At 50.9% G+C, this 13,867-nt stretch carries 15 protein-coding genes and 1 tRNA gene; all 16 read left to right on the top strand.

Annotation, left to right across the window (positions count from 1 at the left end):
• The first annotated feature begins 3 nt into the window (after positions 1–3).
• Positions 4–804, top strand: coding sequence for a phosphate ABC transporter ATP-binding protein PstB (gene pstB / locus GH659_RS00895; protein ID WP_153108830.1), 801 nt, complete (start codon positions 4–6; stop codon positions 802–804).
• Between the two features lie 186 nt (positions 805–990).
• On the top strand, positions 991–1,746 hold the full coding sequence (gene tpiA, locus GH659_RS00890) for a triose-phosphate isomerase (protein ID WP_153108829.1): 756 nt from the start codon (positions 991–993) through the stop codon (positions 1,744–1,746).
• 9 nt (positions 1,747–1,755) lie between these two features.
• Positions 1,756–2,127, top strand: a complete 372-nt coding sequence (secG, locus tag GH659_RS00885; RefSeq protein ID WP_153108828.1) for a preprotein translocase subunit SecG — start codon at positions 1,756–1,758, stop codon at positions 2,125–2,127.
• Positions 2,128–2,188: 61 nt separating this feature from the next.
• Positions 2,189–2,273 (top strand) — tRNA-Leu (locus GH659_RS00880).
• 58 nt (positions 2,274–2,331) lie between these two features.
• On the top strand, positions 2,332–2,706 hold the full coding sequence (ndhC, locus tag GH659_RS00875; RefSeq protein ID WP_153108827.1) for an NADH-quinone oxidoreductase subunit A: 375 nt from the start codon (positions 2,332–2,334) through the stop codon (positions 2,704–2,706).
• A gap of 3 nt (positions 2,707–2,709) precedes the next feature.
• Positions 2,710–3,186, top strand: a complete 477-nt coding sequence (locus GH659_RS00870; protein WP_153108826.1) for a NuoB/complex I 20 kDa subunit family protein — start codon at positions 2,710–2,712, stop codon at positions 3,184–3,186.
• A gap of 17 nt (positions 3,187–3,203) precedes the next feature.
• Positions 3,204–3,800: an NADH-quinone oxidoreductase subunit C gene (locus GH659_RS00865; RefSeq protein WP_153108825.1), complete on the top strand. Its 597-nt coding sequence runs from the start codon at positions 3,204–3,206 to the stop codon at positions 3,798–3,800.
• 1 nt (position 3,801) lies between these two features.
• Positions 3,802–5,055, top strand: a complete 1,254-nt coding sequence (locus tag GH659_RS00860) for an NADH-quinone oxidoreductase subunit D (RefSeq protein ID WP_153108824.1) — start codon at positions 3,802–3,804, stop codon at positions 5,053–5,055.
• Positions 5,055–5,528, top strand: a complete 474-nt coding sequence (gene nuoE, locus GH659_RS00855) for an NADH-quinone oxidoreductase subunit NuoE (RefSeq protein ID WP_153108823.1) — start codon at positions 5,055–5,057, stop codon at positions 5,526–5,528. The genes GH659_RS00860 and nuoE overlap by 1 nt, the downstream gene beginning before the upstream one ends.
• A gap of 26 nt (positions 5,529–5,554) precedes the next feature.
• Positions 5,555–6,856 carry an NADH-quinone oxidoreductase subunit NuoF gene (gene nuoF / locus GH659_RS00850; protein ID WP_153109038.1) on the top strand — a complete coding sequence of 434 codons (1,302 nt, stop codon included), beginning with the start codon at positions 5,555–5,557 and terminating at the stop codon, positions 6,854–6,856.
• 11 nt (positions 6,857–6,867) lie between these two features.
• Positions 6,868–9,198 carry an NADH-quinone oxidoreductase subunit NuoG gene (nuoG, locus tag GH659_RS00845; RefSeq protein ID WP_153108822.1) on the top strand — a complete coding sequence of 777 codons (2,331 nt, stop codon included), beginning with the start codon at positions 6,868–6,870 and terminating at the stop codon, positions 9,196–9,198.
• Between the two features lie 47 nt (positions 9,199–9,245).
• Positions 9,246–10,304 carry an NADH-quinone oxidoreductase subunit NuoH gene (gene nuoH / locus GH659_RS00840; RefSeq protein ID WP_425499971.1) on the top strand — a complete coding sequence of 353 codons (1,059 nt, stop codon included), beginning with the start codon at positions 9,246–9,248 and terminating at the stop codon, positions 10,302–10,304.
• Between the two features lie 14 nt (positions 10,305–10,318).
• The gene (gene nuoI, locus GH659_RS00835) at positions 10,319–10,807 is read left to right on the top strand and encodes an NADH-quinone oxidoreductase subunit NuoI (RefSeq protein ID WP_153108821.1); all 489 of its coding nucleotides are present in this window, start codon (positions 10,319–10,321) and stop codon (positions 10,805–10,807) included.
• Between the two features lie 14 nt (positions 10,808–10,821).
• Complete coding sequence (locus GH659_RS00830; RefSeq protein WP_153108820.1) at positions 10,822–11,424, top strand: NADH-quinone oxidoreductase subunit J; 603 nt, start codon at positions 10,822–10,824, stop codon at positions 11,422–11,424.
• 83 nt (positions 11,425–11,507) lie between these two features.
• Positions 11,508–11,813 carry an NADH-quinone oxidoreductase subunit NuoK gene (gene nuoK, locus GH659_RS00825; protein WP_153108819.1) on the top strand — a complete coding sequence of 102 codons (306 nt, stop codon included), beginning with the start codon at positions 11,508–11,510 and terminating at the stop codon, positions 11,811–11,813.
• Positions 11,814–11,817: 4 nt separating this feature from the next.
• Positions 11,818–13,866, top strand: a complete 2,049-nt coding sequence (gene nuoL / locus GH659_RS00820; RefSeq protein WP_153108818.1) for an NADH-quinone oxidoreductase subunit L — start codon at positions 11,818–11,820, stop codon at positions 13,864–13,866.
• Position 13,867 lies beyond the last annotated feature (1 nt).

The raw sequence follows: 13,867 nt of genomic DNA, 5'->3' as shown, positions 1-13,867 counted from the left end.
TCGATGAATGTGAATACCGAAGATTTGGCGGTGGCTAATAGCACCGTTCTCAAGGCAGAGGCTCGAAATCTGAGCTTTTACTACGGTGACTTTAAGGCCCTGAAGGGCATTAACATGCCAGTTTACGACAAGAAGGTGACCTCGCTGATCGGTCCGTCGGGGTGTGGCAAGTCAACGTACCTGCGTTGTTTTAACCGTATGCACGATTTGTACCCCGGGAACCGCTATGAAGGTGCGATCGAGTTTCATCCGGATCGCACCAATCTGCTTTCGAAAGCAGTCGATCCGATCGAGGTGCGCATGCGGATCAGCATGGTCTTTCAGAAGCCCAATCCTTTTCCGAAATCGATTTACGAGAATGTGGCTTACGGGCTGCGCGTGCGCGGCGAAACGGCGCGTTCGGTAATCGACGATAAGGTTGAAGCCGCGTTGCGCGGTGCAGCCCTTTGGAGCGAGGTCAAGGATCGGTTAAAGGACTTGGGGGCTAATCTTTCGGGGGGGCAGCAGCAACGCTTGTGCATTGCCCGTGCCTTGGCGACTGACCCTGAATTGTTGCTCTTCGATGAGCCAACTTCTGCGCTGGATCCCATCGCTACCGCCAGCATTGAGGAGCTTATTTCGGAGCTCAAGGAAAAAGTAACGATTCTGATCGTGACGCACAACATGCAGCAAGCTGCACGTATCTCCGACTATACCGCTTACATGTATCTTGGCGAGATGGTCGAGTTCGGCATTACCGACCAGATCTTCATCAAACCAAAACGGAAGGAAACCGAGGACTATATTACGGGTCGCTTCGGGTAGTCGTGTTGTAAGTCAATGGCGGGCCGCTTCAAGCGGCCCATTTCTTGTCGGGTTGTGAATGTCGGGATGCTGGTGGGCGTTGTGCGGGTTCCCGCCGAAAGATGCGATGTAGATGGGTAACCGTTTTCAAATTGACCGGAATGCTCCGGGCTGTCTATAATCGTTCGGCTTTGTCGGGGAGAATATATGCGTCAGAAGCTGGTTGCCGGGAACTGGAAAATGCATGGTGGTCTAGCCACCAATCAAGATCTGCTGCAAGCCATCGTGGCAGGCTCGGCGGTCTTGCGGGGCGTTTCTGTCGCTGTCTTTGTCCCTTATCCGTATCTTTTTCAAGCTCAATCAATCTTGAGTGCGACTCCCGTTGCCTGGGGGGCTCAGAACGTAAGCGAGTATCCGCAGGGTGCTTATACGGGCGAAGTCAGCGTATCAATGCTGCAAGATTTTGCTTGTCGCTATGTGCTTGTTGGTCATTCTGAGCGACGTTCGATTTACGGTGAGTCGGACGCAGTGGTTGCGGAAAAGTTCTCGCTGGCTTTGTCGTCGGGGTTGTTGCCAGTGCTTTGTGTTGGGGAAACATTGTCCGAACGCGAGAGCGGAGCGACTATTCAGGTGGTGTCCTCGCAGATAAGGGCTGTTCTGGATAAAGTGGGGGTCACGGCCTTTTCAACCGCTGTTGTTGCCTATGAGCCAGTTTGGGCGATCGGTACGGGAAGGACTGCGAGTTCGGAGCAGGCGCAGGAGGTTCATGCGGCTATCCGTGCGTTGATTGCATCTTTCGATCCGGAAGTGGCGCAAAAACTGCAGATACTGTACGGGGGGAGTGTCAAGCCCTCGAATGCGGCTGAGTTGTTTGCGATGCCTGATATTGATGGCGGCTTAGTGGGGGGGGCGTCCTTGGTGGCGGCCGATTTTCTTGCAATATGTTCAGCAGCTGTTTGCTAAAGAGGAAGTATGGGGTACTTGTTTTCGATTATTTTGCTGGTTCATATTCTGGCTAGTTTGGGGATTATCGGCTTGGTGCTGCTTCAGCATGGCAAAGGGGCTGACATGGGGGCAGCGTTCGGTAGCGGCGCATCGGGAAGTCTTTTTGGTGCGACAGGCTCTGCCAATTTCCTGAGCAGAACAACCGCGATTTTGGCGGCCGTTTTTTTTGCCACCAGCCTCTCTTTGGCCTATATGGCGGCAAGCAAGCCAAAAACGACTGGAAGCGTTATGGAGAAAGCGGTAGAATCCGGCGCTGTTTCCGGAGTTGCAACAACGTCTGAGAATCCGGCTGGAAGTTCTCAAGAGCCCGGATCGAAGTCGAAAGAAATTCCAAAGTAAAAGCTGGGTTTCGTAATGATGGTGCCCTTATCCCTCTTGGGCGCCATCTGAACTGGGTTGTGCCGACGTGGTGAAATTGGTAGACACGCTATCTTGAGGGGGTAGTGACCTTGGTCGTATGAGTTCGAGTCTCATCGTCGGCACCAATCGAAGGGGTGGCGTCTCTAGCGGCCCCTTTGTTTTTGACAAAAGGTGTGGCGAATCATGCTGGAAACGTATTTCCCGGTGCTTGTCTTTGTCTTGATCGGCTTGGTTTTTGGTATTGCACCGGTAATAACCGGTATGGTCGTCGCTCCGCACCGGCCGAATCCGGAAAAGTTATCGCCTTACGAATGCGGGTTTGAGGCATTCGAAGACGCACGTATGAAATTCGATGTGCGTTATTACCTTATTTCGATTCTTTTTATCCTTTTTGATCTGGAAGTTGCCTTTCTTGTGCCTTGGGCAACGATCTTCAAGGAAATTGTTGCCACCGAATCGATAAAGTTCTTCGGCTTTGTTGAAATGATTGTGTTTATCGCGATTCTGGTCGTTGGCTATGCATATGCCTGGGCCAAGGGCGGGCTGGATTGGGAGTGAGACATGAGTATTGAAGGCATCCTTCAAGAAGGCTTTATTACCACGACCGCCGACAAGCTTATCAACTATATGCGCACAGGGTCGATGTGGCCCATGACGTTTGGTCTGGCGTGTTGTGCGATTGAGATGATTCACTCCGGTTGTTCTCGCTACGACCTTGACCGTTTCGGGATTGTTTTTCGCCCCAGCCCCCGTCAGTCTGATGTGATGATCGTGGCGGGTACGCTGACAAATAAGATGGCGCCGGCTTTGCGCAAGGTTTATGACCAGATGGCCGAGCCACGTTGGGTGATCTCAATGGGGTCGTGCGCCAACGGTGGTGGGTATTACCACTACGCCTACTCGGTTGTTCGCGGGTGTGACCGGATTGTTCCGGTTGATATTTACATTCCCGGGTGTCCGCCTACTGCAGAAGCTCTTATCTATGGGCTGATTCAGTTGCAGAACAAGATCCGCCGTACTAGTACCATTGCTCGTTAATTCGCTGGAAGTCCTATATGTCGTCCAAGCTGGAATCGCTCTGTCAAGCCTTGCGTAAGCATCTCGGGGAACGGGTCGAATCGCTCCAAGTTGCATTTGGGGAGGTTAATCTTGACGTCAAGGTCGATACATACCTTGAGTCGATGTTTATTCTTCGTGATAACCCTGAATTGCGGTGCGAAGAGTTAATTGACTTGTGTGGCGTCGACTATTCGGCGTATGGGAATGGCACGTGGACTGGAAAGCGTTTCGCTGTTGTTAGTCAGCTTTTGTCAATTTCCAACAACTGGCGGGTACGCGTCCGCTGCTTTGCCGAGAATGACGATTTTCCTTCCGTACCGTCTGTGGTGGAAGTATGGAACTCGGTAAATTGGTTTGAGCGTGAAGCGTTTGATTTATACGGAATTGTGTTCCCGGGGCATCCCGATCTGCGTCGTATTTTGACGGATTACGGGTTCGTTGGTCATCCATTCCGGAAAGACTTTCCTGTCTGTGGGTATGTTGAAATGCGTTACGACTCCGAGCAGCGCCGCGTTGTTTATCAGCCGGTAACGATCGAGGAACGAGAAATTACCCCGCGCGTTGTGCGTGAAAACACTTACGGGGATGTTTAGCATGGCGGATATTCAGAATTACACAATAAATTTCGGTCCGCAGCACCCCGCAGCGCATGGGGTTTTGCGTATGGTGCTCGAACTGGATGGTGAAGTTGTGGTGCGGGCTGATCCGCACATTGGCATGTTGCATCGGGCGACCGAGAAGCTTGCCGAGACAAAAACGTGGATTCAATCGGTCCCCTATATGGACCGTCTCGACTACATGTCCATGATGTGCAGCGAGCATGCCTACTGCCTGGCCATCGAGAAAATGCTTGGCATTGATGTGCCCGTTCGTGCTCAGTACATCCGAGTGATGTTTGACGAGATTACTCGTGTCCTGAATCACCTGCTGTGGATCGGTGCGCATGGCCTTGATGTTGGCGCCATGACGATGATGCTTTACGCCATGAGAGAGCGTGAGGATCTGGTCGATTGCTACGAAGCCGTCTCGGGAACACGTTGGCACGCCGCCTATTACCGGCCGGGTGGCGTGTATCGCGACTTGCCCGATACGATGCCGATGTACAAAGAATCAAAATGGAAAAGTGCGGCTGAAGTCAAAAAACTGAATGAAGTGCGCAGTGGGACGTTGCTTGATTTTCTTGACGATTTTGTTGTTCGTTTCCCGAAAATTATCGATGAATACGAGACGCTTCTGACAGACAACCGGATCTGGAAGCAGCGCCTGGTGAACGTTGGCGTGGTTTCTCCGGAGCGTGCGATGCAACTCGGTTTTTCCGGTGCAATGTTGCGTGGTTCTGGCGTGGCGTGGGATCTGCGAAAGAAACAGCCATATGCGGTTTATGACAGGCTTGACTTTGATATTCCTGTTGGCGTGACTGGTGATAGTTATGATCGCTATCTCGTCCGCGTTGAAGAAATGCGGCAATCGAACAGAATCCTCCGGCAGTGTATAGACTGGTTGCGTGTCAATCCTGGTCCGGTGATAAGCGATAACCATAAGGTTGCGCCGCCATCACGGGCGAAGATGAAATCGAATATGGAAGAACTTGTGCACCATTTCAAATTGTGCACTGAAGGTATCCATGTTCCTGAAGGGCAAGTGTATTCCGCAGTGGAACACCCGAAGGGTGAGTTCGGTATCTATGCGATTTCTGACGGTGCGAACAAACCCTATCGCTTGAAGATCCGCTCGCCGGGCTATGTCCATCTGTCGGCTATGGATGAGTTGGTACGGGGCCACATGATTGCGGACGTTGTGACGATGGTGGGCACTATTGATATCGTTTTTGGCGAGATTGACCGTTGATGCTTACTACTGAATCTCTGCAGAGAATCGATCGAGAGATCGAAAAATATCCCGCTGACCAAAAACAGTCTGCCGTTATGGCGGCGCTGGCTATTGCGCAAGAGGAGCGGGGGTGGTTGTCTAACGAGACGATTGAGTTCGTTGCTAACTATCTGGGCATGGCGCCGATCGCAGCCTATGAAGTAGCGAGTTTTTACTCGATGTACGACCTGAACCCGGTTGGAAAATACAAGCTCACAGTGTGTACCAATCTACCCTGCATGTTATCCGGCGGAGTTGATGCGGCCGAGTATTTAAAGGCGAAGTTGGGTATTGGTTTTAACGAAACAACGGTGGACGGCAAGTTCACTCTCAAAGAGGGTGAATGCATGGGGGCGTGCGGTGATGCGCCTGTAATGCTGGTCAGTAACCGGCGGATGTGTAGCTGCATGGGGCCGGAGCAAATCGACAGACTGTTGGCGGAGCTTGAGTAATGACCATTTTGGGTGCAATTCAACCAATGCTTACGTCGGGCTTGGACGGTGACAATGCTTGGCGACTTGAGCATTATTTGAAGCGCGGTGGATATTCGGCGCTTAAAAAAGTTTTGGCAGAAAAAATTTCTCCTGACGAAATTATCGGTGAGGTTAAGAAGTCGGGTCTGCGAGGCCGTGGGGGGGCGGGATTCCCCACAGGGCTTAAGTGGAGCTTCATGCCGCGCGACTATCAAGGCAATAAATACGTAGTCTGTAATTCCGACGAAGGCGAACCCGGTACGTTCAAAGATCGCGATATTTTGCGTTATAACCCCCATTCCGTAATTGAGGGGATGGCGATCGCCGGATATGCGATGGGTGCTTCGTGTGGGTATAACTATATCCATGGCGAGATATGGGAAATTTACAAGCGATTTGAAGAAGCCTTGGATGAAGCGCGGTCGGCCGGACTCTTGGGGGCGAACATTTTAGGGTCGGGGTTCGATTTTGACCTCTTCGCTCACCATGGCTATGGGGCATACATTTGCGGAGAAGAGACTGCACTGCTCGAATCCATCGAGGGGAAAAAGGGGCAGCCGCGATACAAGCCGCCATTTCCGGCCAATTTTGGTCTGTATGGCAAGCCCACAACGATCAACAATACCGAGACGTTCGCTTCTATTCCGTGGATTGTAAATCTTGGCGGTGATGCCTTCCTGAATGCTGGTAAACCGAATAACGGCGGTACAAAGATTTTTTCGATCTCGGGTCATGTTAATAAGCCAGGCAATTACGAAATTCCGCTTGGTACGCCATTTTCGACATTGCTCGAAATGGCTGGAGGTATGCGCGGTGGGCGGCGACTCAAGGCATGCATTCCCGGCGGTTCATCATCGCCGGTCGTGCCAGGCGACGTCATGATGCAATGCACCATGGACTACGATTCGATCGCCAAGGCAGGATCAATGCTGGGGTCGGGGGCCGTAATCATTATCGATGAGACTGTGTGTATGGTGAAAGCGCTGGAGCGACTTTCATATTTTTATTACGAGGAATCTTGCGGCCAGTGCACGCCATGTCGCGAAGGGACGAGTTGGTTATATAAAATCGTTCATCGGATCGAAAATGGTAATGGACGTGAGGACGACTTGGAATTGCTGGAAAGTATTACCGGAAATATTATGGGGCGCACCATTTGCGCTCTGGGAGATGCTGCTGCATTGCCGGTACAGAGTTTCGTTAAGCACTTCCGCGACGAATTCATTTACCACATCGAACAGAAGAAATGCCTCGTACCGGTCGATATTCAACGGGCGGGTAGCGGTTTCTTTAGTGCGTTGTCTTAAGGTAGTTCGATATGCTTGAAATTGAAATAGACGGAAAGCAAACCCAAGTCCCGGCGGGAAGCACCATCATGGATGCGGCTCAGCTTGTGGGCGCTTATATTCCGCATTTTTGTTATCACAAAAAGCTGTCGATTTCGGCTAACTGCCGGATGTGCCTTGTTCAGGTCGAGAAAGCCCCCAAACCACTGCCCGCGTGCGCTACTCCTGTCACGAACGGAATGAAGGTGTTTACGCATTCTGAACTTGCCGTGAATGCGCAAAAAGGCGTCATGGAGTTCCTTCTGATCAACCATCCTCTTGATTGTCCGATTTGCGATCAGGGGGGAGAATGTCAATTGCAGGATCTCGCGGTCGGTTACGGCGGATCTGAAGCACGATATCGGGAGGATAAGCGCGTCGTTTTCCAGAAGAACGTTGGTCCGTTGATATCAATGCAGGAAATGTCACGTTGCATTCACTGCACGCGCTGTGTTCGATTCGGTCAGGAAATCGCCGGAGTGATGGAACTTGGTATGGCGAATCGGAATATGCATTCCGAAATCCAGACGTTCGTTGGGAGAACCGTCGATTCCGAGCTTTCCGGAAACATGATTGATCTCTGCCCGGTTGGAGCTCTTACCTCGAAACCTTTCCGTTATAAGGCGCGTAGCTGGGAGCTGTCGCGTCGGAAATCGGTAAGTCCGCACGATAGCCTCGGTACAAATCTGTATGTTCAGGTAAAGAACAATCGCGTTATGCGCGTGCTGCCGCGCGAAAACGAAGATGTCAATGAGTGCTGGATTAGCGACCGTGATCGCTTTTCCTATGAGGCGCTTAACTGCAGTGATCGCTTGCTGAAGCCAATGGTGCGGGTGGATGGGAGTTTGCGAGAAGTCGATTGGAGTGTGGCCCTCGACTATGTGGCTCACGGGCTGAAGGATGTCGCAAGGACTCATGGGGGAAATGCCATTGCATCCTTGGCGTCACCTTCGTCGACGTTGGAGGAGCTTTACCTTCTCCAGAAGTTGACGCGGGGACTTGGTTCTGGTTGCGTTGATTTCCGACCGCGTCGCCGCGATTTCGCAACTGACGCCAAGATGGTAGGGGCGCCATGGCTTGGGTTGCGCCTTTCCGAGATTAAAGAACTTGATGCGGCCGTCGTCGTCGGCAGTGTCCTGCGCAAGGATCATCCGTTATTTGCCCAGCGGCTTCGTCAATTAGCCAGAAAGTCTGGAAAAGTCAGCCTAATTTCCGTTACGGGAGATGATCCGCTGATCAATCTTAATGCCCGGATTACCGTAGCGCCTAGTCAGCTCCCTTTCGCTCTGGCGGCGGTGGTGAAGGCCGTGGCGGCGTTGAAAGGAATCGAGACCCTAGACGAGCTTGAAAATGTCCAGCCCGACGCGGCTAGCGTTTCGATTGCCGAAAGCCTACTGGCGGACGGGAAAAAGGCCGTATTTTTGGGGAATCTCGCCGAGCAACATCCGTCCGCATCGACGATTCATGTTCTTGCGAACGAACTAGGCCGGCTTTCCGGTGCGGTTGTTGGGTTTATTGGCGAGGGGGCCAATTGCGTTGGTGGTCATCTCGCAGGTGCTTTGCCAAGTTCCGGTAATGCCTATGATATGTTCGTTGAGCCTCGCAAGGCCTATATCCTGCTGGGCGTAGAGCCAGAATTGGATTGCCACAATCCAGGAATGGCTAGTGCCGCGCTCAAGCAGGCATCCCTTGTCGTGATGCTCACGCCATTTAAAAGTCAGGCGATGCTCGATACGGCGGATGTGTTGTTGCCGGTTGCTGCGTTTACGGAAACGTCGGGTACGTTTGTGAGCGCCGAAGGCAGGATTCAGAGTGTTGCTGGAGTGTGTCAGACCCCTGGGGATGCGCGCCCCGCGTGGAAAGTATTGCGCGTTTTAGGTAACTTGCTTGACTTCGGCGGTTTCGATCAAGAGTCGAGTGAGGCGGTTCGAAACGAGATTGTCGGTAATCCCGGTGAGTTTGCGGGCGGGTTGGACAATTCCGTTGCCGGTGTCTCGGTCCGACTTGAGGCAGCGCAGATGGATTTGCAGCGCATTTCGGATGTGCCTATTTATTTCGCAGATTCCTTGGTACGGCGCGCGAATAGCCTTCAGGAAACCCGTGATTCAGTATCGCCAACTGCGCGAGTTAGTGCTGGCACGCTGAAAAGTCTTGGGATCGCTGATAGCTCATTGACTCGTGTTGTTCAGTCTTCGGGTGAGACTGTTCTATCCATAGCGGTAGATAATGCGGTGCCCTTTGGCTGCGTACAGATTTCGGCAGCGCACGCGTCAACTTCAATGCTCGGCGATATGTTCGGCGCGATAAAAATGGAGTCCGCATAATGGTCGATACGCTTCAGCTAATTTTGCCGGGGTTCTTGCTTCCATATCTGGATCGGTTCATGCAGTTCGGACAGGAATTATTTGGCGGCGCCTGGCAAGATATTCTTACTGTCGTCTGGACAGTCATTAAAGTGATGCTCATAATTGCGCCGCTGCTGCTTGGTGTGGCGTATACAACCTTTGCTGAGCGTAAGGTGATTGGCTGGATGCAGGTTCGGATCGGGCCAAACCGGGTTGGGCCTTGGGGACTTATTCAACCTTTGGCCGATGGTCTCAAGCTGCTGCTGAAAGAAGTGACGATTCCATCGGGTGCGGACAAATTCGTATTCCTGATTGCGCCCGTCTTCGCCTTTACCCCGGCGGTGTTGGCGTGGGCTGTAATTCCGTTCAGCGACTTTTTGGTACTGGCGAATGTGAACGCAAGCCTGCTATTCATCATGGCTGTGACGTCTATCAGCGTTTACGGGATCATTCTCGCTGGCTGGTCATCAAATTCGAAATACGCATTTTTGGGCAGCATGCGCTCTGCCGCTCAGATGATTTCGTATGAAGTTGCGATGGGGCTTTCGCTGGTCGTGGTGCTAATGATTTCGAACAGCCTGAATGTTGTTGATATCGTACAAGCGCAGGGTCAGGGAAGATTCGCCGATATGGGCTTGAATTTCCTTTCGTGGAATTGGTTGCCCTTGCTGCCCATGTTTGTTGTCTATCTTGTCTCGATTTTTGCAGAGTGCGGACGGGCTCCGTTTGATTTGCCCGAGGGAGAGTCCGAGATTGTTGGCTATCATGTTGAATATGCCGGTATGAGTTTTGCTGTATTCCAACTCGCCGAATATTCTGCAATGATTCTTGGTACTGCGTTGATCTCCCTGCTGTTCTTGGGTGGATGGTCGTCACCTTTTGGGTTCCTGCCGGACAGCGCCTTTTGGCTGTTCTTTAAGATGTTTGCTCTTCTGGTAGTCTTTTTTTGGGCCCGAGCGACATTCCCACGCTATCGATACGATCAAGTGATGCGACTTGGCTGGAAGGTATTTATTCCGGTTTGTCTTGTTTGGCTTCTCATTGTCGGTTGCTGGATGATGTCGCCTTGGAATATCTGGAAGTGAGAGGCTAAATACTCATGGGATCGGTGAAAGAAATATTAAATAGTCTCCTGCTTAAGGAACTGTTAAAAGGACTATCTGTTACGGGCCGGCATCTTTTTTCGCGCAAGATCACGGTTCAATATCCTGAAGAGAAGACTCCACAGAGTTACCGGTTCCGGGGGTTGCATGCGCTGCGCCGGTATCCGAATGGTGAAGAACGTTGTATCGCTTGCAAGCTGTGCGAGGCGGTGTGCCCGGCAATGGCGATTACGATTGAGTGCGGCGAACGCGATGATGGTTCGCGGCGCACGACGCGCTATGACATAGACCTGAACAAGTGCATTTTCTGTGGTTTCTGCGAGGAGGCATGTCCCGTCGACGCCATTGTTGAGACCCGTGTGTTCGAGTACCACGGTGAATCACGCAATGACCTTTATTATACCAAAGCGATGCTTTTGGCGAATGGCGACAAGTACGAAAACCAAATTGCCGAAGATCGTGCTTTGGATTCTAAATACCGCTAAGAGGCGACTACACGATGGAATTCAAGACGTTCGTTTTTTATTTTATTTCCGCTGTCTTGGTGTTTGCCAGTTTACGGGTCGTAACGCTAAAGAATCCCGTTCACGCAGCTCTGCATCTTATCCTCGCTTTTTTTAGTGCGAGTGGGGTTTGGATATTGTTGCAGGCGGAGTTTTTAGCCATCGCCTTGGTGCTAGTTTACGTTGGCGCGGTAATGGTGCTTTTCCTGTTTGTGGTTATGCTTCTGGACATTAATGTTGATAGGTTAAGAGAAGGCTTTTGGAAATATCTTCCATTGGCCTCGATTGTTTCTTTGCTTATGGTTGCCGAAATGGCGCTTGTCTTGGGTGGAACATATTCCGGCCTTCTTGAGAGCGACATTCCCCAACAGGATAGCCAATACAGTAATTCCAAGGCTTTGGGCAGGTTGTTGTTCACAGAGTACGTATATCCTTTCGAGCTTGCTTCGGTGATTCTACTCGTTGGGGTCGTTGCTGCTGTCGCGCTCACGTTACGCGGCAAAACAAAGAGCAAGTCGGTCAGCCCGTCCGAGCAAGTTTTTGTAAAAGCCAAGGATCGTGTTCGGGTTTTGAAGATTCCGGCCGAGGCTCGTGAGTAATCAATCAGTTGTTGTCGTGGGTTGTGCGTTAATCCGCTGGATAACAAAGTCGTCGAGATATCAAAAAAGCTCCAGGAGGCAACTTGCTTACACTGTCACATTTTCTCGTGCTAGGTGCGATACTCTTTTCGGTCGGTGTCGTCGGCATATTTCTCAATCGTAAGAATTTAATTGTTCTATTGATGTCGATTGAGTTGATGCTGCTCGCGGTTAATATGAATTTTGTTGCGTTTTCGCACTATATGCAGGACTTGGCTGGCCAGTTGTTCGTGTTTTTTATTCTCACCGTAGCGGCGGCTGAATCTGCAATTGGGCTTGCTATTCTTGTGGTGTTGTTCAGAAATCTACGGACCATCCACGTTGATGATCTGGACAGCCTGAAGGGTTAATACAATGGATATGCAAAAGCTTTACCTGCTGGTCCCGTTGGCTCCGTTGCTCGGGGCCATGATTGCTGGTCTGTTTTGCAGGATTATTTCGCGACCGCTAGCTCACACTGTCACCATTGCCGGTGTGGCGACCGCATTTTTAGCCTCGATACTCATCTTTCAAGATGTTTTAGCCGGAAATACCTTTAACGGGACGGTATATCACTGGATGACGTCTGGCGATTACTCGTTTGAGGTTGGTTTTCTGATCGATCAACTTACGGTAACAATGATGCTCGTTGTGACGTTTGTATCGCTCATGGTGCATATTTATACTATTGGTTATATGCAGGATGACCCCGGATATAATCGGTTCTTCAGTTATATTTCGTTATTTACCTTCGCCATGCTAATGCTGGTGATGAGCAACAATTTCATGCAGCTTTTTTTCGGCTGGGAAGCGGTTGGTCTCGTTTCTTATCTGTTGATCGGCTTCTGGTATACGAGACCGACGGCGATTGTTGCCAATATGAAGGCTTTCTTGGTAAATCGGGTCGGTGACTTCGGATTCATCCTTGGAATTGGTTTGGTCTTGGCCCACTTCGGATCGCTTGATTATAAGACCGTCTTCTCGCAGGCTGCCGCACTCGCCGATGTGCTTGTGCCTATTGTTCCCGGCGTTGAGTGGGGCACCGTCTCACTTATGAGCGCGACTTGTATTCTGCTGTTCATTGGAGCGATGGGGAAATCGGCGCAGGTCCCGCTACACGTCTGGCTTCCTGATTCAATGGAGGGTCCGACTCCGATTTCCGCGCTCATCCATGCAGCCACAATGGTTACCGCCGGTATTTTTATGGTCGCAAGAATGTCGCCGCTGTTTGAACTCTCTGAAACCGCGTTGTCGTTCGTCATTATTATCGGTTCGATCACGGCTTTGTTCATGGGCTTTCTCGGGATCATTCAAAATGATATCAAGCGGGTTGTCGCTTATTCGACCTTATCTCAGCTCGGCTACATGACGGTGGCTTTGGGCGCCTCCGCATATTCAATTGCCATCTTTCATTTGATGACACATGCCTTTTTCAAAGCGTTGTTGTTTCTTGGGGCTGGTGCCGTGATTATCGGTATGCATCACGATCAGGATATTCGGAACATGGGTGGTTTGCGGAAATATATGCCGATTACATGGATGACTTCGCTGGTCGGTTCTTTAGCCTTGATTGGAACACCGTTCTTTTCCGGTTTTTATTCAAAGGATTCGATCATTGAGGCAGTCGCCTTGTCGAATGTTTTTGGATCCGGGTTCGCGTATTTCGCTGTAATGGCGGGAGTGTTTATCACCGCGTTTTATTCTTTCAGGATGTTTTTTCTCGTATTCCACGGCAAGGAGCGTTTCGGGAAGCATGAATCCAGCCATGGGACGCATTCGCACGATGGTGATCATGACGATGAAGAAGTCTCGCCCGATCACCATCACGGATTGGGGCCGGGAGAAAAGCCGCATGAGCCCCCGCTCGTCGTAACATTGCCGCTGATTTTGTTAGCCATTCCTTCGCTATTTATTGGATATTTCGCGGTTGAGCCAATGCTATTTGGCGGCTACTTTGATGGCGCGGTGTTTATCAATTCACATATCCATCCTGCAATTGAGGAAATGGGGAAGGAGTTTCACGGGGCAGTAGCGATGGCTTTGCACAGTTTTTCTACTCCCGTGTTTTTCTTGGCAGTTTCTGGAGTTGTAACCGCTTGGGTTTTTTATTTGAAGTGCCCGAATATTCCAGCAGCGATCAAGTCGGTATTCGATCCGTTATACAAAGTTCTCGAAAATAAATATTACTTTGATGAGTTTAACGAGAGGATCATTGCGGGCGGGGCAAGATTGCTTGGGAAGGGGCTTTGGAGGGGGGGCGATGCAGGCGTTATCGACGGGGTTATCGTCGGTGGTTCGGTACGCGTCGTGGAGATTTTCTCTTTATTAGCCAAGCTGCTTCAGTCCGGTCATATTTATCATTACGCATTCTCAATGATATTTGGCGTCTGTGCGTTGCTTTCCTTCTGGCTGTTGCGTGCCTAAA

The organism is Propionivibrio limicola, assembly GCF_009469695.1.
GTDB lineage: Bacteria > Pseudomonadota > Gammaproteobacteria > Burkholderiales > Rhodocyclaceae > Propionivibrio > Propionivibrio limicola.
This window is presented reverse-complemented; position numbering and strand designations above follow the sequence as displayed.